This is a genomic window from Algoriphagus sp. 4150, assembly GCF_031457395.1.
Lineage (GTDB): Bacteria > Bacteroidota > Bacteroidia > Cytophagales > Cyclobacteriaceae > Algoriphagus.
Genome location: NZ_JAVDWS010000032.1, coordinates 1 through 21,438 on the forward strand (window position 1 = coordinate 1; position 21,438 = coordinate 21,438).

The 21,438-nt window shown below is 43.0% G+C and carries 16 protein-coding genes; 5 read left to right on the plus strand and 11 right to left on the minus strand.

Going from position 1 to position 21,438, the window contains the following annotated elements; genetic code table 11:
* Positions 1 to 822 precede the first annotated feature (822 nt).
* From J2X69_RS23200 to J2X69_RS23250, 11 genes are all read right to left on the minus strand, one after another.
* Positions 823 to 3,351, minus strand: a complete 2,529-nt coding sequence (locus J2X69_RS23200; protein WP_310108755.1) for a phosphocholine-specific phospholipase C — start codon at positions 3,349 to 3,351, stop codon at positions 823 to 825.
* Positions 3,352 to 3,586: 235 nt separating this feature from the next.
* The gene (locus J2X69_RS23205; RefSeq protein WP_310108757.1) at positions 3,587 to 4,168 is read right to left on the minus strand and encodes a class I SAM-dependent methyltransferase; all 582 of its coding nucleotides are present in this window, start codon (positions 4,166 to 4,168) and stop codon (positions 3,587 to 3,589) included.
* Positions 4,169 to 4,382: 214 nt separating this feature from the next.
* On the minus strand, positions 4,383 to 5,084 hold the full coding sequence (locus tag J2X69_RS23210) for an SIMPL domain-containing protein (RefSeq protein WP_310108759.1): 702 nt from the start codon (positions 5,082 to 5,084) through the stop codon (positions 4,383 to 4,385).
* 283 nt (positions 5,085 to 5,367) lie between these two features.
* Positions 5,368 to 6,339: a kelch repeat-containing protein gene (locus J2X69_RS23215; RefSeq protein WP_310108762.1), complete on the minus strand. Its 972-nt coding sequence runs from the start codon at positions 6,337 to 6,339 to the stop codon at positions 5,368 to 5,370.
* Between the two features lie 240 nt (positions 6,340 to 6,579).
* Complete coding sequence (locus J2X69_RS23220) at positions 6,580 to 6,729, minus strand: hypothetical protein (RefSeq protein WP_310108765.1); 150 nt, start codon at positions 6,727 to 6,729, stop codon at positions 6,580 to 6,582.
* 172 nt (positions 6,730 to 6,901) lie between these two features.
* A complete protein-coding gene (locus tag J2X69_RS23225) occupies positions 6,902 to 7,750 on the minus strand; it encodes a prephenate dehydrogenase (protein ID WP_310108768.1) in 849 nt (282 codons plus the stop codon).
* A 6-nt stretch (positions 7,751 to 7,756) separates the two neighbouring features.
* Complete coding sequence (locus J2X69_RS23230) at positions 7,757 to 8,902, minus strand: aminotransferase class I/II-fold pyridoxal phosphate-dependent enzyme (RefSeq protein ID WP_310108771.1); 1,146 nt, start codon at positions 8,900 to 8,902, stop codon at positions 7,757 to 7,759.
* 155 nt (positions 8,903 to 9,057) lie between these two features.
* On the minus strand, positions 9,058 to 9,885 hold the full coding sequence (locus tag J2X69_RS23235) for a prephenate dehydratase (RefSeq protein ID WP_310108774.1): 828 nt from the start codon (positions 9,883 to 9,885) through the stop codon (positions 9,058 to 9,060).
* Positions 9,886 to 9,888: 3 nt separating this feature from the next.
* Positions 9,889 to 11,115, minus strand: a complete 1,227-nt coding sequence (locus J2X69_RS23240; protein ID WP_310108776.1) for a 3-phosphoshikimate 1-carboxyvinyltransferase — start codon at positions 11,113 to 11,115, stop codon at positions 9,889 to 9,891.
* Between the two features lie 26 nt (positions 11,116 to 11,141).
* Positions 11,142 to 12,185, minus strand: coding sequence for a 3-dehydroquinate synthase (gene aroB, locus J2X69_RS23245; protein WP_310108779.1), 1,044 nt, complete (start codon positions 12,183 to 12,185; stop codon positions 11,142 to 11,144).
* Positions 12,186 to 12,276: 91 nt separating this feature from the next.
* A complete protein-coding gene (locus tag J2X69_RS23250; protein ID WP_310108782.1) occupies positions 12,277 to 13,374 on the minus strand; it encodes a chorismate mutase in 1,098 nt (365 codons plus the stop codon).
* A gap of 710 nt (positions 13,375 to 14,084) precedes the next feature.
* Between J2X69_RS23250 and J2X69_RS23255 the strand changes: the two genes are divergently transcribed.
* The 5 genes from J2X69_RS23255 (at position 14,085) to J2X69_RS23275 (ending at position 21,234) form a co-directional block, all read left to right on the plus strand.
* Complete coding sequence (locus J2X69_RS23255) at positions 14,085 to 15,272, plus strand: proline dehydrogenase family protein (RefSeq protein ID WP_310108785.1); 1,188 nt, start codon at positions 14,085 to 14,087, stop codon at positions 15,270 to 15,272.
* Positions 15,273 to 15,345: 73 nt separating this feature from the next.
* Complete coding sequence (gene lysS, locus J2X69_RS23260) at positions 15,346 to 17,049, plus strand: lysine--tRNA ligase (protein WP_310108788.1); 1,704 nt, start codon at positions 15,346 to 15,348, stop codon at positions 17,047 to 17,049.
* A gap of 651 nt (positions 17,050 to 17,700) precedes the next feature.
* Entirely contained in the window at positions 17,701 to 19,146 is a 1,446-nt protein-coding gene (locus tag J2X69_RS23265) for a M48 family metalloprotease (protein ID WP_310108791.1), read from the plus strand.
* A gap of 69 nt (positions 19,147 to 19,215) precedes the next feature.
* Entirely contained in the window at positions 19,216 to 20,529 is a 1,314-nt protein-coding gene (gene rimO, locus J2X69_RS23270; protein ID WP_310108793.1) for a 30S ribosomal protein S12 methylthiotransferase RimO, read from the plus strand.
* A 159-nt stretch (positions 20,530 to 20,688) separates the two neighbouring features.
* Positions 20,689 to 21,234: an REP-associated tyrosine transposase gene (locus J2X69_RS23275; protein WP_310108796.1), complete on the plus strand. Its 546-nt coding sequence runs from the start codon at positions 20,689 to 20,691 to the stop codon at positions 21,232 to 21,234.
* The last annotated feature ends 204 nt before the right edge of the window (positions 21,235 to 21,438 follow it).

Consider the following 21,438-nt stretch of genomic DNA (forward strand, 5'->3'; position numbering starts at 1 on the left):
CCCTGAACAACCAAGAAAGAGAATAGTAAAACAATCACTTAACTTAACTGTCCGGAAGACAAGAATGTGACAACCAAAATCAGGTAAGGTCAAGGCCACTTCGGTCACCCGTCTTCGGTCTTCCGTCCAGTAAAACAAGGGAAATATGGCTACTGGCATCATTGCGGATAATCACATTTCTTTTAATGCATTTCCGGATAATCATATAAACAACATCAGGTCAACAGTAACTTTTCCCAAATTGGGAAATGGCTCTTGTCTCAAATCGGGATTTTCTTACTCAAAGGTTGCTTTGAAAAAGCCAATAATCTTTCTGAAAGCTCGATTTTCTGGGTTTAGCAATGTGTTTGTAAACTGAAAACTGCTATGGCACAACTTGTGAATGGTGCCATAGCAATCAATTTAAAACTTAAAATTTCTCCAATATGAATAATCTTTTCAAAGGACTAATTGCAGGCTATGGTGCATACAAACTGGGTGGAGGATGCCTGGGTACTATCTTGGTTTTTGTGATAATTTTTATGCTTTTGGGACAGTGTAGCTAGGGCATGCTGAAAAACGCCTGTAGTAGATCAAAAGCTATCATTTTGAATGATTACCCCATTTTTGATGCGAACGGTTTTTCAGCAAGTGCAAGCGTATTGAGCACAATAGGTCTTTATCCATGCATCAGAAAATCCCAAAATCGGAATTTTAAAGCTAGCCTCAGGCATACCATTTTCTATGTTGGCCTCATTCGAGGTATAAGCATACATCTTCACTCGGCCGCCTTGAAGCTGGCATACCTGAGACTTTTTCAGCAAGCCCTAGCTAGGCAATGCGTTAGATTGCTTTTCCCATCTGCGGATCAGAAATGCTGTCTTTTCCGGTTTCTAGCCTTCCCGCGTAGGTTATTTCCATGTGGGGATCATTCCTTGCAGTAAGACTGAGTTGGTACCAGCCTTTGTGCTTTTTAGTATCTGCTTTCAGGGTAGTTTCTGTACCTGCTGAGAGCTTGATTTCCTTGTTTAGCTTGAGGTAAATATCATCTTTGGCAAGGATAGTTAAATTAGAAGGAGAAGTATTCTTAATTCTCAATTCGAGTTCGCCGGTAACTTTCCCGTTTTTCAGATGTGGCTTTACACTTACTTCCAGATTTGAAGCAGAAGATGCACCTTTAAATTCACGATAGAAGCCATTTGGCCCATAGACCCGAAGGTGGCAAAGCCCATTTTCAAATTCGGAGATCGGCCATTCATACGAAATGCTGTCTCCCGACTTTACCGCAAACGCCCATGTTTTCACCGCTTCAAATTGCTTTGTTTTTGGGTTTCGGTAATTTCCGGGGGCATACACATTGAATCCCGCTCCTAAAGCGTCTTTACCAAAAAGGCCCTGGGAAGCAGAGAAAGTGATGACAAAATTCTTTCCATCCCTGCTGAGCGTCCCGTCAGCATGCAAGTCATAATTCAGTTTATTGGATGGTTTTGTTCCAGGTTCTTGAGTAGCAAAAACAGCTGGGTTGTCTCTGTTTCCGGATTCTTTTTTAGCTTCTTCTTCGGATAGCTTGATGAAGTTGGTAGGGAGGTTTTTGAACTTGGCGTTATAAATCTGCTTTACGAATTCTTCATGATCTACCGGCTCAGCTTGGGTTATTTTCTCACCATTGTAAGGCCTGAAAACTGAGGTCAAATCTCCACTTACGGTTCGTCTCCAAGAACTGATATTTGTTTCTTCGATCACTTTTCCGGTTTTTTTAGAGAGGAATTTCTCCAAAAACTGAATGGTGGAAGTAATGTCGCAAACTTCAGAATTGACCCATCCGCCCCGTGACCATGGAGAGGCGATAATCAAAGGAACTCTGTACCCTAAACCGACTGGGCTTGTTCTTACTTCTTCTGGTGCAAATCCTGCTTTGAGCTCTTCTTCGGCAGTGACAAATTCTCCTGCGCTTGACAAGCCTTCGGACATCTTTCCATTTGGTTCGTGGGGATGTGGTGGTACGAATGGTGGGATATGATCGAAATAGCCATCATTCTCATCGTAATTGACGATGAATATCGTTTTCTTCCAGACTTCAGGGTCTTCAGTCAAAATATTCATCACTTCTGAAGCGTACCAGGCTCCATACCAGGGAGCACTTGGATGATCTGAGAATTTCTGTGGGGCTACAAGCCAAGTGACTGTAGGCAAAGTACCTTCTCTCACATCCTTACGGAATTGGTGCAGAATATCTCCCTTGGGAATCAAAGTTTCCCGATCTTCTCCATTTTCTTGGTAGGAAAGTTTTTCTGTCTGATGATAGTCGGGATCACCCGTATTCGTTTGAAATGCTTTTTTATGAAGGCTTTTGGCATGATCGGAAAGCTTTTCAAATTCGGCTGCATTCCATTTTTTAAGATACACTGCCAGATAGTCCAACCCATCTTCCTTTTCCTTCAGTTCCTTTTTAAGATCGTCGGTATTTGCCGGATTGCTTTCTAGTTGCGCTTTTAGAGCCGCTATTTCAGCAGATAGTTCCTTTTCCCTTTGTTGTAGAAAAAGATAATGTGCAGGATGGAGACGTACGCCGTATTGTGAAAACCACTCCAGATTATTGTCGGTAAAATTTGCCAAAAGTGATTCTGGCTCGCCTTCAAGCTCAGTTGTGATGCTGAGTTCATTTTGGTAGACTTTCCAAGAGATATCGTTTTCCTCTAGCCGCTCAGGAAAGGTCTTCCAACTCCCCTCCTTTTCATAGGTTAATTCACTATTTCTGACTTTGGCTTTCTCTCCATCTGCTCCATGTGTTTTGCCTGTCCAGAAGTAATTTCTATTGGTAGTGGTGCCGGTAAGTGCTGCGCAAAAATGCTGATCGCACACCGTGAAAGCATCCGCCAGAGCATAATAGAAAGGCAAATCTTCCCTGCTGTAAAACCCCATAGTCAGAGGCATGTCATAAAATTCCTTTCCGGGTCTTTTTGCTTCGATCCAATTGTTGTATTTTCCTTCGTTTCGTGCATCCACTTGATTTTCCCAAGAATGGGGAGTTCCGCTCATCCAAGTAGCTTTGGTGTCTTTGATGTCAAAGCGAAAAGGTGCAAATCGGTTTCCATCTTTGTCCGGCTGAAGCCAAACAGGATTTTGATCAGGAAGGTAAATTGCCCTTGGATCATTGAAGCCGCGAACGCCCTTCATGGTGCCGAAGCAGTGGTCAAAAGATCTGTTCTCCTGCATCAGCATCACTACATGCTCTGCATCGTAAAAAGTAGTTCCAGGTGCTGCAGGGATCGCCATGGCCCGCTGAACGGCTGAAGGCATGGCACTCCAGATACTAGCTCCACCGGTGACCAATGCAGCTTTCTTTAAAAATTCTCTTCTCGAATCGTTCATTATATCTTATATCATTTCGGGTTTAAGTATAGCGACTTTTTGGATTTGCCTTACGCTTTCTGAGATTTCCTTTTTGTTATGGTTTTCGTTGAGTGTGCAATTAAAACTCTGTCCGTAAGTTAAAGGTGATTGAGAAATTTATAAAGCTGAAAAAGTACGTTAAAAACTAATTCAAAATCGTTGTTTTTGCAAAGGATCCGCACCGGTACTATAGAGATGAGATGATCGCTATGGTTTAATGAAGTTTGGTCATCAGTATTATCCCCGTTGACCAATTCATTTTTGTGATGCAAAAGTCTTCCCGTGCCTCAAGTGTGCTAATTAGCTCTTCAGCTTTTTCGGCGTGACCTTCCGGCCAATTCGGCTGCTCGTCCATATCGTCAATCACATAGATGCCCCCAACTTTTAGCAGCGCCAACGTCTCGTCTAATTCACTGTATTTTCCCGGCCATGCATCGGCAAAAATCAGATCAAAATAATCTCCGCTATAGCTTCTGATCCACTCAGCACCATCTTGGCAAAGAATAGTGACTCTGGAATCCTGGCTGAAAAGTCGGCTGACCGGTTCCGTTAGCTTGGGGTCGTTATCTATAGAAATAAGCTTGCTAGAATCATCCATTCCGTCTGCCATCCAAGATAGAGACAAGCCGATGCCGGTACCTAGTTCGAGGAAATTGCCACTGGGTTTACTTGCTGCCAAAGTTTTCAAAAGGGTTCCTATATAAACATCCGATGGCATCGTAAAGCCAATTTCTTGACATTTGGCTTCTATGGTAGCATGTAGTTTGGGCTTTTTCCTGATGTTGGATTGCTTCATTTGTTGAGAAAAATAATGAGAGAGTTAGCTTGTCAAAATTATAAAATCCAAAAAAAAGGCCGTCTCATAAATGAAATTTGTCACCTGAGCAGAATCAAAGACTTCGCTCAGGTGACAAAAACCCCGGTTCAAAAACCGTTATCTCCTTTTTGTATATTCCTTAATTTTCAAGACTCAGCCTGACAAGAAAAGCTGAGCATGATACAGCCTATTCTTAATAGGTGTATTTTACATAAACTCTTTTTTCGATGCTTTGATCGTCAGGATTGAACAATGGCGGGGCATCCGCGGCATCTGCACTGGCACGCATCATCTCCATCTTGGCATAAGGCCTAGCTATAGGCTGTGCTTCTAAGGACACTCTGTGAACGCGTATGGATTTAATGTTCAATGTTTGAGCGATCAAAAGGGCTCTGCTTTCCGCATTTTTCAATGCTTCTGCAAGCAGTTCGTTTTCTAGTGATTTTTGGGTGGCTTCAGAAATCAGGAAATGTAAATTAAAGCTCATGTCGCCGGCTCCTTGTATGGATTCGACGATTTTCTGCAAGTCTTCATTTTTGCTGTTTGTCACCACGCGAAGGGACTGTCTGGCTACATACCCGGAATCACGTTGTGTACCTCCTCTGTAGATGCGATTGACATCCACAGAATAATTGTCAGCAATCAACTTGTAGTCCTTGATTTTGGCTTTTTTTAATGCATTTGTCAGAAGCTCTGTTTTTTTGTTGAGCACTTGTACCGCATCGGTGACTTTCATGGCTTTTTCTTCCAGATTTATGAGGAAAGAAGCTTCATCAGGAGCAATCTTTCTTTCGCTAAATCCTTCTACTTCGATCAAAGGCACAGTCATATTGTCCTGTGCTAAAACGGGAACAGCCAATAAAAAGGCCACGAGGATAGTTAAGTAGTTTTTCATGTGTTTATAATTTGATTTTTAAGGCTACCCCGATTATTCAGGGCAAGCTATGGAATCTCGCATTACAGATAATCATCCCTCTCCCGAAACAAGTTCGGGACAAGTTGTGTGTCGTCTTCGACATGCTCGATTTCATGTGTGTTTGTTTAGTTCTGCAGGTAGGTATTCAAAATGAAAGCCGGTTTTGAGAAAAATAGCCGGCATTAAGGGAAATTAAGAAGCCGGGATGGAATTTCATTGATCAATGAATAATTTTCAGTCACAAGGTCACAGTTAAAAACTGTTATTCCCACTCCAGCACTTCCATGTCATTTAACTCAGGTCCACCACCGCGATTGGCACTTCCTGCAGCTACGTACAATTTGCCTTTGTAATATATCACACCTGTACCATGTCTTCCCTGATTCAGATCCGCTAGCCTTGACCACTCGTCCGTTCTGGTGTCCAATACTTCCACTTCTGAATGTGATGCTTCCTGCACGGTGCTTTCCCCGTTCATTATAAGTAAATAATGCCCTTTCCCTATAGAAGACGTGCCTCCTCTTGGAGTGGGCAAGCCAGCCTCTACGGTGCTCCATGAATTGGTTTTAAAATCAAAATAGTCCACTTCAGAAATCACGAGATCCAGCACTTTCCCTATCTCGGCATGGGAAGTCCTACCGCCGGCAGCGTAAATTTTGTCGTCCACGAGCACTGCACCAAAGTGATCCCGTGGTCTTGGAGCATCAGGAAGCACTGTCCATTCTCCTGTTTTGGTGTCATATTCATCGAGCCAAGGCACAAAATCAGCATAATGACCATCTACGATTCCGCAGACCATATAGATTTTATCACCACGTGCCAAAACCCCGGCAGAACCTCTTCGCCTCTCTTCCGGGATTTCCGCTCCTTCCCGCCAAGTGTTGGTTTTTGGGTTGAAAATCAAGAAATGTGTCAACGGTGTTTCGTGGGGATATCCTCCCGTCAATGCTCCGATTACATAGATTTCATTCTTAAACGAAATAGCTTGGAAATGATGAAACTCTATGGGAGCTTCCGCCAAGGTTTTCCAGGTTTTTGTTTTGGGATTGTATTCTTCAATTGGTTTGATACCCCTTCCGCCCAAAAGGTAAAATTTGCCACCGCATTCTACGAAGGAGTTTTCATGCCTGGATATCGGATCCGTGGCTGTTTCTACTGTTTTCCAATGATCAGAAGATTGACTAAATCCCTCAAAGGAGATTAGTAGAACTAGTAGTCTTAAAAAGTGTTTCATAGGTATCGGGTTTAGGATTGATTGGGCTATCCTGGTTTTGGCTTCTCGAATACGGAATAAAAACTGTTTAGCCAGCTCTGGATTAATTTCTTTGTAATAGGCGACAGTACTACTGAGGTCAGTTTTTACCCTTGGCCTATTGACAAAGTTGAAATTCATAAAATCCGCTCGATATCGTCAAGTGTTTTGTCAAAGTCACTGACATTGTCCGGGTTTTTATAATAGTCGGAAAGACGTTCGTCAATGATTTTTTTGCCATTCAGTTAGCTCTGTAGAGCTTTCGGCTTCTTGTAATTCAGCATACTTGGCTTTCAGAGATTGCCACACCTTGATTGGAATGATGACTCCGGTAGTATTGCCTTCGGTATCAGGGATATATTGTAGTGTCATTTCTTTGGACTTTTAAAAGCTAAAGCGGTAATAAGATACTGAATTAACGAAGCAAAAATAAAAAATGGTTCATCTTATTAATTGTTAGGGTATAATCGGATAAACACAAAAATAAAAATAAAACGCCATTTGCTTTCGTGACAAATGGCGCTTAAAGATATCTGAACTCAGTTTATCTTTCCATATCCAGAATATCCCGAATTGAATTGATTTCTGTCATTTCATCAGATAAACCCTGGCTATCACTTGCTGAGATTTTATCACGAAAAGCTGTTAGGTTAGCTATGTAGCCGTCCAATGCAGACAAGATATTATTCTTGTTTTCTGTGAAAATAGGAGCCCACATTGCCGGACTGGATTTGGCTAAACGGACGGTGGAAGCAAATCCGGATCCTGCCATATCAAAGATGTTCTTATCGTCTTCCATCTTCTGCAAGACGGTTTTGCCAAGCATAAATGAAGAGATATGTGATAGGTGAGACACGAATGCCAAGTGACGGTCGTGCTCCTCGGGATCCATAAATCTCAACTTCAGATTTAGTGCATCAAAAAGTTCGTAAGCCTTTTCTTTCAATTGTAAGTCCGTCTTCTCCAGATCGCAGATGATCATCACTTTGCGGTCCAATAATCCCGTGAATGCTGCTTTGGGGCCTGAGTATTCGGTTCCTGCAATGGGGTGCGCTGCTAAGTAATGTTTCCTTTTAGGATGATCTGCCACTAGAGCACAAAGTTTGGCTTTGGTAGATCCCACATCAAAAACCAAGGTTTGCCCGCCAATTTGATCAAGAGTTTTCAAAAGTAAGTTTCCTAAGGAATCAGCCGGTGTGGCCAGAATGACAATATCCGTGTCCGCATCAGGGGTGTCTTTTGTTTCCTGAATGATTCCCAGATTTAGCGCATCCTGAAGATTCTTTTCGTCTGCATCTGTTCCTGTAATCAGAATTTCAGGGAATTTGTTTTTTGCTGCCAAAGCAAATGAGCCTCCAAGAAGTCCCAATCCGACAATGTGTAGTTTGTTCATGTGCTCTTATTTAATGCGGTTGATAGCTTCCAGGATCTTGAATTCCGGCATGCAAAGCGAAAAGCGTACATAGCCTTCGCCTTCCGAGCCGAAGATTTTCCCGGGAGTTATGAATATATTTCTTTCGTATAGTAGTTCGTCTACCACTTGATCGGCAGTTTTATCATCAGGAACTTTACACCAGACGAATAGTCCGGCGGCTTTGGTGTCGTAGGTTAAGTTGAGTTTATCCGCCAGCTTCCATACCAATTTTCTACGGTTTTGGTACGTGCTTTCAATATCCGAAAACCAACTTTCTCCCAGATTCAGTGCGGCGATAGCCCCTTTCTGGATTCCCAAAAACATCCCGGAATCCATATTGCTTTTCACTTTTAGTACTTTCGAAATCCAGTCTTCCCGTCCAGCAAGCATTCCCACGCGCCAGCCGGGCATATTGAATGCCTTACTCAGAGAATTCAGCTCCATCGCAACATCTTTCGCTTCGGGAATTGACAAAATGCTAATTGGCTCTTTGGTCAAAATATGACTGTACGGATTGTCGTGAAGCAATACGATTTCATGTTTTTTGGCAAAGGCCACCAATTCTTGCAGAATCTCCCGACTTCCCTGCGCGCCTGTGGGCATGTGCGGATAGTTGATCCACATGATTTTCACTTTGCTTAAATCCTGTTTCTCTAACTCTTCCAGATTCGGTCTTCCGGCTTTAATCAAGTCAATGGAATAATAAACCGGTTTTGCCCCCAGCAAATTGGTGACAGAAGTGTAGGTGGGATAGCCCGGGTTTGGAATCAGTACTTCATCCTCCGGATTTAAGAATGTCATGCTGAGATGCATGATTCCTTCTTTAGAACCCATCATCGGAAGGATTTCCCTGTTTGGATCTAGGCTGACTCCGTACTCTCCGGCGTAGAAATTCGCTATGGAAATCCTCAGTTCAGGGATTCCCTGATAGCTCTGATAGCCGTGTGCCTGAGGATTGTCTGCGGTGCTTTTCAGCGCCTCGGTTACTTTTTTGTCAGGAGCCAAGTCCGGACTGCCTATTCCTAGATTGATCACCGGTTTTCCGTCAGCTATCATCTGATTTACCTCACGGAGTTTTGCGGAAAAATAATATTCTTCCACGCTGCTCACCCGATCTGCAAAGCCTTTCATGTGTGTATTCTTTTGATTTTTTAAATGCCTAACAGTGTAACAGAACCTATGTTCTTGAATTGATGATTGAGGTTCAAATTAGGCAATTCCCCCTTTCTTAAAGGGAACAAGGGGGATTTCCTTATACTAAAACCCAATATAATTCTAATAGGATTTCATTGTTTTCGACTCAAGTACTCTCCAAAAATTTTCACTTCACCAAAACTAGTTCGAATTTCTTCAATTGTCTGTGAGAAGATGGCATGATCTTCAAAAACCAAGTCGATAAAAAATGCATATTCCCACGGTTTTTCGATCACCGGAATTGACTGGATTTTGCTCAAATCAATACCGTTTTCGGAAATCAAGGTCAGCAGTTTCGCCAGTCCGCCTTGTTGATTTTGTATGGTGACTTTGATAGAAGCTTTATTGACGGTGTTTCTGAGTGCCAATGCTTCTTTTTGGAGAATTATAAAGCGGGTAAAATTACTTTTCACCGTCTGAATATCCGCTGCAATGATTTCCATACCGTAGATTTCTGCGGCAATTGTGGATGCTATCGCTGCAATGCCTTTGAGATTTTCTTTGGCAATATCACGTGCGACTGATGCTGTGTCGGTGTCTTCCTTGAGCCGGATATGGGGATGCTGCGCAAAAAAAGCCTTGCATTGCAACAGTGCCATAGGATGTGAGCGGACTTCGGTAATGTCTTCGATAGTCTGTCCTGGAAGTGCCATGAATTGATGTCCGATAGGCAGGTAGTATTCATCCCGAATACTTAGTCCGTAGCGGTCTATCAAATCATAATTTGGTAAAATCGCTCCGGCAATGGAGTTCTCTATCGCCATCACGGCAAAATCAGCTTCGCCGTTTGCAACCGATCGTGCTACCGGCTCGAAGGTGGTAAAGTCCAAAATTTCTATGTCTTCACCGAAATTTCGTAAGGCAACTTGATGATGGAAAGACCCAAGCACGCCTTGAATAGCTATTTTAAGCTTACTCATAGATTAGGATTGACTTACGATAGAAATTCCTGCAAGCTGGCAATGCTTCCAAAAGCTCGGATATGATTTATTGACTACGGATGGATCTTCTATGCTTACCCGCGTTTTAGTGATCAAGGGCATAAAAGCCATCGCCATTCGATGATCTTCATAGGTATGGATTTTCACTTCTGCAGGCATAGTCACAGATGGAATCACCTGATATACTTCAGGTTCGATTTCCTTTAAATCTGCATTGAATTTTGCAAGCTCCTGCTGCAGGGCATAAATTCTATCTGTCTCCTTGATTTTTAGGCTTTCCAGTCCGGTGAAAGTTGCGTTCTGTCCCAGAATGGCGCAAGTCACAGCGATCGTCTGAGCCAAGTCTGGGCAATGGGTAAAATCCCAAGTTTTCAAGCCTTTCACAGCTTGTTTTTGCAATAAAACGCCCCCGTTCTGAAAAGTGCTTTTTACTCCCAATTGATCCATGATTTCCACTACAGCAGAATCTCCCTGCAAGCTGTTTTCTTTCAGACCGGAGAGAAAAAGCTCACCTGAATCAGCGCAAGCCAAGAGGCTAAACCAGTAACCTGCTCCAGACCAGTCGCTTTCTACAGCAAAAGTAGTAGGCCGGTAGGCTTGATGAGGCACAGAGATTTTATTGTCAGTCCAAGTGTAATTGATTCCAAACTGAGACATGGAATCCAATGTCATTTCTATATAGGAGCGCGAACCGACTTTGCCTTCCAATTCTACTTCCAATCCCTTTGGAAGCAGAGGAGCGATCATAAGCATCGCCGAAATGTATTGACTGGAAACGTCTCCCCTGATTTTTACTTTATCGCTTTTCTGCTCTGGAAGGCCATGGATCGCCATAGGAGGATAACCTTCCACACCCAAGTAATGAATTTCTGCACCCACCGTCCTCAGCGCATCCACCAAAATCCCGATTGGACGTTCGCACATTCTAGGTGTTCCTGTCATCACCTTTTTCTGATTGGTGATCGCGGCATAGGCAGTCAAAAAACGCATGGTCGTCCCTGCATCCAGCACATCATATACAGGTGGGTTTTTCTTCAGCAAACTGATCATCGTTTGCGTGTCACGGGCCTCGGCAAGATTGCTCAGCTTATTTTCTCCTTCAGTCAGGGCATCTATAATAAGTACGCGGTTGGATTCACTTTTGGAAGAAGGGAGCGGGATATGGGTGGCCGAAAAATCTGATTTTTGTGCCAGATGAATGGTTTCCATGATTTCAGTAGTCAAAATATATGAAGTTAGGTCTGAGGTAGATTTTGATAATAATGGATTGCTTCACGGATTTCCTGTCGACTTACAGGGATATTATAAGTACAGTCTCCGATAGAACTGAGCAAAGAGAACATCAATTCTTTGCCCTCATTTTTTTTGTCTTGCAGGCAAAGATCCAGAACTTCCGGGATGTCAGTTTCCAGGATTTCTATTTTGCCGTACACTTTCAAGAAGGCAGATTGAATTTGCTTCACCTCTGCCATAGAAAGGTCTAATTTTTTGTATGAAAGCCATGCTTCGCAAATCATGCCTACGGCAATGGCTTCACCGTGTAGCAAATGACGGGGCCCATCCAAAAAGTAAGTTTCAAATGCATGGCCGATGGTATGGCCAAAGTTTAAAATCTTACGTAGACCGGCTTCTTTGGGATCTTCTTTGACAACAGCCCGTTTTATCTCCACAGAGTGGTGGATTAGTGGAGTCCAATAGGAATTTTGCCAGTGGTCAAAGTCCAGACTCCCGAAATACTTCTTGTCCCGAATCAATCCGTGCTTTATGATCTCCGCATAGCCGGACCGAAGCTGCAGTTCCGGTAAAGTCTTCAAGAATTCGGATGCCACAATAACTGTTTCAGGTTCATTGAACACCCCAAGATGGTTTTTCAGCCCTTCAAAATCCACTCCCAATTTTCCCCCCACACTCGCATCCACCTGACTCAGGAGGGTAGTGGGCATATTGATGAAGCGGATTCCTCTTTTGTAAATGCTTGCACAAAATCCACCCATATCGCTGAGTACTCCGCCTCCAATATTGAGGAAAAGTGCTTTTCTGTCGAGTTGGGCTTCGGTCATCGCTGCCCATATTTCCATGCAAGTGGCGATGGTCTTGTTTTTCTCCCCGGAATCTATTGTCAGGAAAGTGCTGTTGGAAGGGAAAACTTCTTCAACCAAAGGCAAACAATGCTCTTTGGTGTTTTCATCTGTAAGAATAAAAAGACTGGAGAATTTGAGTTCGCTGAGTACAGCAGTCAAATCAACAGATGCATTTTCAGAAAAGATAATTGAGTCCACGAAAACGAGAGTTTACTGAGTCTGAAATTAGAGTAAAAATCTGAGGAGAAACATTCCCCTCAGATTTACAATAAGCTCAGTGATTATGAATTTACTTTTTTACGGGATCAGCTTCTCTAAGCTGCTTTTCCTGACGCTTTACTGATTCTTCATGGATACAATAAAGTAACTCCCGCATAAATTTCTCGCTAAGGTTTTTCTGAACTCCCTTTGCGGTACGTCCTTCCATCACTTCTTTCCAGCGGTCAGACTGAAATACGGATAGGTGATGCTCTCTTTTATGTGCACCGATCTGATCGATCACAGCGAATCTTTCCTGAAGGATATCCAACAACTGATCATCCAAGTGATCCACAGCTCTTCTCAAATCATTGAGACGCTCACTCGGCTGCTCGGATTCTAGAGGTTTTTTGAAATCAATAGCATCCAAAATTTCTTTCAGACGGGCAGGAGTTACTTGCTGCTTTGCATCAGACCAAGCTTTGTCCGGATCGTGGTGAGTTTCTATCATCAAGCCATCTAGACCAAAGTTCATAGCCTTCTGGGAAATTTCCTGGATTCCATCTCTTTTTCCTACGATGTGAGAAGGGTCGTTGATTACTTCCATACCGGTCCACACACGCTTGAGGTGCATCGGCATTGACCAGTTTGGTTTGTTTCTGTATCGCTTGTCATACGCATCAGAGAACCCTCTGTGGATGGCTGCCAGTTTAGTCAGGCCCACCGCATGAAATCTTTCCAAAGCTCCCATCCAAAGATCAAGATCCGGATTCATCGGGTTCTTTACCATTACAGGGATATCTGATCCTCTCAACGCATCAGCAATTTCCTGTACTGCGAAAGGATTTACTGTAGTTCTTGCACCTACCCAAACCACGTCCACATTATTTCTAAGGGCGATTTCTGCGTGGGCAGCATTTCCCACTTCCACAGTGATCGGGATGTTCAGGTGATGACGGACGATCTCCATCCACTTCAATCCTTCTTCGCCGATACCTTCGAAGCTTCCCGGTCTGGTTCTTGGCTTCCAGATTCCTGCGCGGAACATGGATGGGATTACGTTGTTTTCCTTCATCTCGATACAGATCTGTTCGATTTGCTCCGGAGTCTCTGCGGAGCAGGGACCTGCGATGATGGTTGGGCCTGTTAGTCCTAGGCCCCAGTCTTTGATTTGCTTGTGTTCTTTCATAATACTGAGCGTTAAATAAAAAAAGCCCGACTCTTTCGAATCGGGCTTTATGTGTTATATGTTGTTCTTAGTTTAGGCTAGGCAATACACAACTCCGATTCGATTTTGTCTTCGAAAGTAAAAGTAAAAGAAGCTAAAATATGTCGCTGCTGTGTTTAACATGTGCCAAATGTAAAGTGGTGATTTTTAAAATCAAAATTAATTTTCTGATAACTATATTATTTAATCCTCAACGATTCAGGCAATTCCTTGAAAATTTCTAAATTTCAACAAAAATTTAGCTGTTTTCAGAATAATATACTGCTTTTTCCTTAAAATCATACTGAAATAATTGTCAAATATTTTTTGGAATAATTTAAGAATGGTTCAGGAGCATTTGGGAAAAGGATGTTGCTTTAGTTTTTCATTTTTCATTAACATAAATCGGACTTTCTTTTAGGCAGGAGCCCCACTTTATTAGATCTGGCAGATTTTTCCCTCCATTTTTGACCTTATCCAGTCTCACGTCGGATAGGGCTCCCCGCATTATAGCAAAGATGATATCGCTACCGGCATCACTGCGGATACTCATCCCGCTATGTTTCGCGTGGGGCATGCCTGTCTGTGGTAGGCAGGCTTGATTTCAACTCCCTATTCCTCACCTGAATTATCCCAACAAAAGGAAAGCAAAAGCAGTTTTTTTAATATCTTTGCAGCTTTATTTCCGGAATATGCCCGCCAAACCCAATATTTCTTTTGAGAATTTAAAGGTTGCCTTTGCCTCAAAAAGTGATTCAGAACTCAGAAAAATGTACATGGTTTTTGCCATGTTGAATAATAAATTTGTCTCCAATCTCGGAATTGCCCTGACTAATTTGGGCTTTAGGCTTCATTTGCCTATCAAAGGGATTATGAAGCAGACGATGTTCGGGCATTTTTGTGGAGGAGAGACGATAGCCGAAAGCACATCGGCCGCACAGAAATTAGCCGAATATGGAGTGGAAAGCACACTCGATTATTCGGTAGAGGGAGAAGGAGATGAAGCAAGTTATGATCAAACTTGTGCCGAGATTTTGAAAACTATTGAGAAAGCAGAGAATCAATCGTCTTTGCCATTCGCGGTATTTAAGGTGACAGGGCTTGGTGATTATCAGATCATGACTAAGGTGCAAGCAGGGGAGACGCTTTCGAAGGAAGAAAGTCTTGCTTTTGACAGAATGAAAAAGCGGGTAGATCAATTGTGCAGTACTGCTTTCCAAAAAGGAGTAAAAATATTGGTTGATGCAGAGGAGTCTTGGTTTCAGGATGTGATTGATGAGTTGGCATACGAAGCCATGGAGAAGTACAATCTAGAAACCTGCATTGTATATAATACTTATCAGATGTACCGGCATGATATGCTGGCCCGTCTGAAAGCAGCTGAAGCGACAGCAAAAGCCAAAGGCTACTTATTGGGCGCAAAGTTGGTACGTGGTGCATATATGGAAAAAGAGGCAGAACGTGCAGCTGAAATGGGCTATCAGAGCCCGATTCAGCCTAGCAAATCAGCAACTGATAGAGATTATGATCTTGGGGTGGAGTTCTGCATCGAGCATGGTGTGTATCTGGTCAGCGGCTCGCACAATGAAGCAAGTAACCATCTTGTGATTGCACTGATGGAGAAGCATGGAATAGATAGAAATTCTGACTGGGTGTTCTTTGCACAGCTCTATGGCATGAGTGACAATATTTCCTTCAATCTGGCGGATGCAGGATATAGGGTCTTGAAGTATGTACCCTATGGTCCTGTGGAGAAAGTAATGCCGTATCTGATCCGTAGGGCATCTGAGAACTCCAGTATTGCCGGACAAAGCAGTAGGGAGTTTTCTATGATAAAGCGTGAGATCACAAGACGGAAGTCGGAAGACGGGAGACCGTAGAAACCGACTTCGGTCTCCCGTCTGCGGTCTTCCAGCCATAACAAACAAGAACTTAAAAATTCAAAACAATACAATGCAACTTTTGAGCGAACAGGAAATAGAAAGACGTAAAGATCGGGAAGAACTGATGAAGCTGGGGGTCAATCCCTATCCTGCTGAGGCATTTCCGATCAATGTCACTTCAGAAGATATTCATCGTAACTATGAAAATCGCAAGAATGACTACAAGGGGATTTCTATAGCAGGACGTTTGATGAGCCGTCGTATTATGGGGTCGGCATCTTTTGGAGAGATTCAGGATGCTACCGGTAGGCTGCAATTCTATGTCCGCCGTGATGATATCTGTGAAGGCGAAGACAAGACGTTATATAATACGGTATTTAAAAAGCTCTTGGGCATAGGGGATTTCCTTGGCTTGAAAGGCTATATTTTCACCACACAGACAGGTGAGATCTCTCTTCACGTCACGGAATTGACCATTCTTTCTAAATCTGTGAAGCCGCTTCCTGTGGTGAAAAGAGATGAGGATGGAAATGTGCACGATGGATTTACTGATCCGGAGATGAGATATCGCCAGCGCTATGTGGATCTGACAGTGAATCCTGAGGTGAAGAAGACTTTTATCACCCGCTCTAGAATCATCACGCAAATGCGTCGATATTTCGACGATCATGGATGGCTGGAAGTGGAGACACCAATTCTTCAGGCCGTGCATGGTGGAGCTGCCGCGCGACCTTTCAATACGCATCACAATACCTTGGATATGCCACTTTTCTTGAGAATAGCGAATGAGCTATATCTAAAGAGGCTGATTGTAGGAGGATTTGACGGAGTGTATGAGTTTGGGAAAATGTTCCGAAACGAGGGTATGGATCGTACCCATAATCCCGAATTCACTTCCATGGAAATCTATGTAGCCTACAAGGATTATATCTGGATGATGAAAATGGTGGAGGAACTGATCGAGCAGGTGACTGAGGCGATTCACGGCAAAACCAAAATCACGGTTGGGGCAAATGAAATTGAGTTTGCGGGACCTTATAGAAGACTGACTATGTACGATTCCATCAAGGAGTACGCCGGAATCGACGTGAGTAAGATGGATGAGGAAGGATTGCGTAAAGTCTGCGCGGAAATGGGCATTGAGACCGATGCAACCATGGGTAAGGGAAAGCTGGTGGATGAAATCTTCGGAGAGAAGGTGGAAGCGAACTTGATCCAGCCAACTTACATTACAGATTATCCGATAGAGATGACACCACTGGCGAAAAAGCATAGAACGGAACCCGGTTTGGTGGAGCGCTTTGAGCTTTTTGTGAATGGGAAAGAAATAGCCAATGCCTATACAGAGTTAAATGATCCTATCGATCAGCGTGAGCGGTTTGAAGACCAGTTGAAATTGGCTGAAAGAGGGGATGATGAAGCTATGGCAATGGATGAAGATTTTCTTCGCGCTTTGGAATACGGCATGCCACCAACCTCAGGTTTGGGGATCGGCATCGACCGCTTGACCATGTTGCTTACGAATAACACCACTATCCAGGAAGTGCTCTTCTTCCCTCAGATGAGACCTGAGAAGAAAGCGGTGGAGCTTACCGAGGAGGAAAAACTGGTAATGGATTTGCTTAAAAAAGAACATCCAATAGATCTGACCAAACTCAAAGAACAAACTGGGTTAAGCAATAAGAAGTGGGATCTAGCAATGAAAGGCCTGACCAAAAAGGAACTTGCCAAAGTCCAAAAAGATGGAGATTTGCTGACAGTTCATCCACTTTGATTGATAAGATGATTATTGAAAACCGGGCTGTGAGGTCCGGTTTTTTTGTTTTTAGCCGCGAAGATCACCAAGAAAGCGCAAAGAATTTTGCCGTGGTGAGTGTTTCACTCACAGCTAACTGATATGGGTTTTACAATCTTCGGTTGGAAGTTCATTTAATTCGGTAGTGAAATGATTGAGTGCTTCCTAATTCATGGATAAAGCAAATTATTTTGAGTATTGAACACGTGAGTGGAGACACTCACGTGGGCGTAGACTAACTGGTCCATCCATTTCATGGGAGGCTATTCATTGTTCGGCTGCTTCGCAGTCATTCCTTATTGTTTTCACCTAATAATATCTCTGATCCCAAAGGGATCAAACTATGAATAGCCATGGGTGCAACCCATGGAAATGATGAGTTTGAATGAGATTGGGTCAAGCCTGAAGGGCTTGAACTTCTGAGTAGCGATTTATATCCGAGGTGTTTTATTAACTAAGGAATATTGCCATTGTGAGTGACTCCAGTCATGGCTTTCCCAGAAGAAATTTTTCTTTTCTTAAATAGAAAGAACCACTTTTGTAAGTGAAGAAAAACTACTTTCATTTGCTAATCAATTGGAATGGATTTTTTCTAACTAATTAAAATCTAATCGCTAAACATATAAACCTATGAGAACTTTCAAGGACGTCTTTAACTTATGTTCAGTGTTGATACTTTTGAGTTTAAGTTCTTGCGCAACCAACCCTGTTACCGGTAAAAAGCAGGTTGTATTCATGTCTGAAGCTCAGGAAGTTGCCATGGGGAAGCAGTCGGATCCTGAAATCGTCGCCTTTTTTGGGCTATATGAAGATCCCCAACTCCAAGAATTTATTACTGCCAAAGGAAATGAAATGGCCGCAATCTCCCACCGTCCAAACTTGGGATATGAGTTCAAAATTGTGGATTCGCCTGTCATTAATGCCTTTGCAGTCCCGGGTGGTTACGTGTATTTTACACGTGGTATTATGGCCCACTTCAATAATGAGGCGGAATTTGCGGGCGTGTTGGGTCATGAGATTGGTCATATTACGGCTAGACACTCAGTGATTCAGCAGCGGAATCAATTATTCGGTCAACTGGGACTCTTGGCAGGGATTATATTGGTGCCGGAACTGGGACAGTTTATGGATCCTTTGTCTCAAGGAATGCAGCTGGCATTATTGAAGTTTGGAAGGGATGCAGAGCGTCAATCGGATAAGTTAGGAGTTGAATATTCTTCTCAAATCGGGTATGATGCTGTGGAAATGGCTGGCTTTTTCGAAACGCTCGAAAGACAACAGGGAAATTCAGGAGCAAGTGAAATCCCGCCTTTTCTCTCAACACACCCTTCTCCTGACGAAAGGAATGCCACCGTTGAAAACTTGGCTAGAAACTGGCAGCAGAAATCAGGTATTGCCAAATTTGAGGTAAATAGAGATAGTTATCTGCGGAAAATTGATGGACTGGTAATAGGTGAAGATCCGAAGCAGGGATTTGTGGAGAACAATACCTTTTACCATCCGGTGCTGAAAATCCAGTTTCCGATTCCGACAGCCTGGGGGCATCAAAATACTCCTCAGCAGTTTCAAATGGCGCCTAAGGCAGGAGATGCGATTATGATGCTCACGTTTGCCCCGGGGGCTACATTGGAGGAAGCTGCAAATGCAGTCTTGGAAAAATACAAACTCACCAAGGTGGAATCTAAGAAAGAGACCATCAATAAACTGCCTGCTCTAGTCATGGTGGCCGATCAAAAGCAGGAACAGGGCACCATTCGTGTTCTTTCGACACTTATTCAGTTTGACGGGAATATTTACAGCCTGATGGGGATTGCAGACCTTGCAAAGTTTGACTCTTATCAGCCCGTTTTTCAAAAGACCATGCGGGATTTTCAGGAATTGCGCGATTCGGAGAAACTAAATCGCAAGCCTGACATTATCAAAATCAAAACAGTTCCCCGGCAAATGACCTTACAGGCAGCTTTTCAGCATTTTGGCATGGCCACTGAGCGCTTTGAAGAACTCTCCCTTCTCAACGGGATGCGGTTAACAGATCAAGTGGAAAAAGACATGTTGATCAAAGTCATCGGGAAATGATGGGTGTAACTTTAATCCCATATTAGCGCTTTTTTGCATACCTTTGCACCCTGAAAAAGTAGGAAAACTGTGAAAGCGAGAACGTTAAAAAAAGACAAAGTCAATATTGTAACCATGGGGTGCTCCAAGAATCTTGTTGATTCTGAAGTGCTTCTCACCCAGCTTAGAGGAAACGGCATCAATGCCAGCCATGAGTCAGGTACTGATGATAACAATATTATTATAATCAATACCTGTGGGTTTATAGACAATGCAAAGCAGGAGTCAATAGACACCATTTTGCAGTATGTGGATGCCAAGGCCCAAGGCTTGGTAGACAAAGTCTATGTGACAGGATGTCTTTCGCAGCGCTACAAAGACGATCTGGAAAAGGAAATTCCCCAGGTTGATGCATTTTTTGGGACACGGGATTTACCTGCTATTTTAAAGAAATTCAAGGCTGACTACAAGCATGAGTTGGTGGGAGAGCGGCTTTTGACTCATTCTTCCCACTATGCGTACATGAAGATCTCAGAAGGATGTGATAGACCTTGCTCTTTTTGCGCAATTCCTATAATGCGGGGAGGTCATATTTCCAGGCCTATTGAGGAGTTGGTCAAGGAAGCAGAACATAAAGCTGCCGGAGGCACAAAGGAATTGCTTCTAATCGCTCAGGATTCCACCTATTATGGGTTGGATATCTACAAAAAGAGAAATCTTGCTGAATTGATGCGTAGGCTTTCTGATGTCAACGGAATCGACTGGATTCGCTTGCATTACGCTTATCCTACGGGTTTCCCGATGGATGTGATCGAAGTAATGAAAGAGCGGGATAATATCTGTAATTACCTGGATATTCCTTTACAACACGGTTCTACGGATGTGCTGAAAGCCATGCGTCGTGGAACCACGCGCGAAAAACAGGAAAACTTAATCCATAGCATTCGGGATATTCTTCCGGATATTGCCATACGAACTACGCTGATCGCAGGTCATCCCGGTGAAGGAGAGAAAGAATATCAGGAGATGGTGGACTTTGTGGAGCGGATGAAATTCGAACGTTTGGGTGTATTTACCTATTCTCATGAGGAAAGTACGCATGCCTATACGATGGAAGATATTATTCCCCAGGAAGTGAAGCAGGAGCGTGCGAATAATCTGATGGAGATTCAGGAGCAGATTTCTTACGACCTAAATCAGGAGAAAATCGGCAAGACTTTCAAAGTGTTGATCGATAAAAAGGAAGGTGGCCATTTCGTAGGCCGTACCGAGTACGATTCGGTGGAAGTGGATAATGAGGTGCTGATCGATGCTTCGAAATACTATTGCCGGGTTGGAGATTTTGTGAATGTGAAAGTGACCGATGCGACAGAGTTTGATCTGTATGCGGAGGTGGAGGGGTAGTCCATTTGTACAGCATCTGAAGAGGCAGGACAGCAAAACTAATTGGTGTTGTTATGCTGCTTCTCCAGAAGCAGTATTCTCACTATTTTTAACCAGCGATATGCTGCTTCTCCAGAAGCAGCATAGTCTGTTATCTTTTTGACTTTTAAATTTGTTCTTATGAGACCTTTCCAAGTTTCTGATCAAAACGCTGTTTACTTTTTGACCTTAACTATTGTCGATTGGATAGACGTTTTTACGAGGAAAGAATACAAATTGGAAGTTGTTGATAGTTTAAATTTTTGTGTGGATAGGAAGGGTTTGGAAATCTATTCTTGGTGTTTAATGAGCAATCATCTACATCTTTTGTGCAGATCAAAAGAGGCATTTCGGTTAAGCGACACAATTCAGGATTTTAAGAAATTCACCGCTAGAAAGATTTTAGCCAGTATGGAAAGAGAATCAATTGAATCCAGAGCAACATGGATGTTGAAAGCTTTTAGGGAAAAGGGAGCTAATCAAAGTAGAATAACAAATTATAAGTTTTGGGTAGATGGATTACATGCTGTAGCGATAGAATCAAATCATTTTTTGGAACAGAAACTTCATTATATCCACCAAAATCCTGTTGAGGCTATGATTGTTGAAGAACCAGAGGAGTATATCTTCAGTTCTGCGAGGGACTATGCTGGGAAAAAGGGTTTGGTGAAAGTTGAGCTATATTGATTTCGTTAGCCTTTTAATTTGAGTACTGCTTCAGAAGCAGCACAACTACAAAGGGGTTAGTTAAGGTTGAACTTTACTGATTCAAACGTCCAGCTTCTGGAGAAGCAGGACAGCCTAGGTACTGCTTCTGGAGAAGCAGCACAACTAGCAGAAGCAGCATAACTGATAGATTGATTTTTGCCGTCTCCCGTCATCTCCCTAATT

Bases quoted from the DNA above. Each gene is read 5' to 3' on its own strand.
- J2X69_RS23225 (WP_310108768.1), bottom strand. From the start codon at position 7,750: ATGAACAAACTACACATTGTCGGATTGGGACTTCTTGGAGGCTCATTT.
- J2X69_RS23205 (WP_310108757.1), bottom strand. From the start codon at position 4,168: ATGAAGCAATCCAACATCAGGAAAAAGCCCAAACTACATGCTACCATA.
- J2X69_RS23255 (WP_310108785.1), top strand. From the start codon at position 14,085: ATGCCCGCCAAACCCAATATTTCTTTTGAGAATTTAAAGGTTGCCTTT.
- J2X69_RS23210 (WP_310108759.1), bottom strand. From the start codon at position 5,084: ATGAAAAACTACTTAACTATCCTCGTGGCCTTTTTATTGGCTGTTCCC.
- lysS (WP_310108788.1), top strand. From the start codon at position 15,346: ATGCAACTTTTGAGCGAACAGGAAATAGAAAGACGTAAAGATCGGGAA.
- J2X69_RS23230 (WP_310108771.1), bottom strand. From the start codon at position 8,902: ATGAAAGGCTTTGCAGATCGGGTGAGCAGCGTGGAAGAATATTATTTT.
- J2X69_RS23275 (WP_310108796.1), top strand. From the start codon at position 20,689: ATGAGACCTTTCCAAGTTTCTGATCAAAACGCTGTTTACTTTTTGACC.
- J2X69_RS23240 (WP_310108776.1), bottom strand. From the start codon at position 11,115: ATGGAAACCATTCATCTGGCACAAAAATCAGATTTTTCGGCCACCCAT.
- J2X69_RS23200 (WP_310108755.1), bottom strand. From the start codon at position 3,351: ATGAACGATTCGAGAAGAGAATTTTTAAAGAAAGCTGCATTGGTCACC.
- J2X69_RS23215 (WP_310108762.1), bottom strand. From the start codon at position 6,339: ATGAAACACTTTTTAAGACTACTAGTTCTACTAATCTCCTTTGAGGGA.
- J2X69_RS23265 (WP_310108791.1), top strand. From the start codon at position 17,701: ATGAGAACTTTCAAGGACGTCTTTAACTTATGTTCAGTGTTGATACTT.
- J2X69_RS23220 (WP_310108765.1), bottom strand. From the start codon at position 6,729: ATGACACTACAATATATCCCTGATACCGAAGGCAATACTACCGGAGTC.
- J2X69_RS23250 (WP_310108782.1), bottom strand. From the start codon at position 13,374: ATGAAAGAACACAAGCAAATCAAAGACTGGGGCCTAGGACTAACAGGC.
- J2X69_RS23235 (WP_310108774.1), bottom strand. From the start codon at position 9,885: ATGAGTAAGCTTAAAATAGCTATTCAAGGCGTGCTTGGGTCTTTCCAT.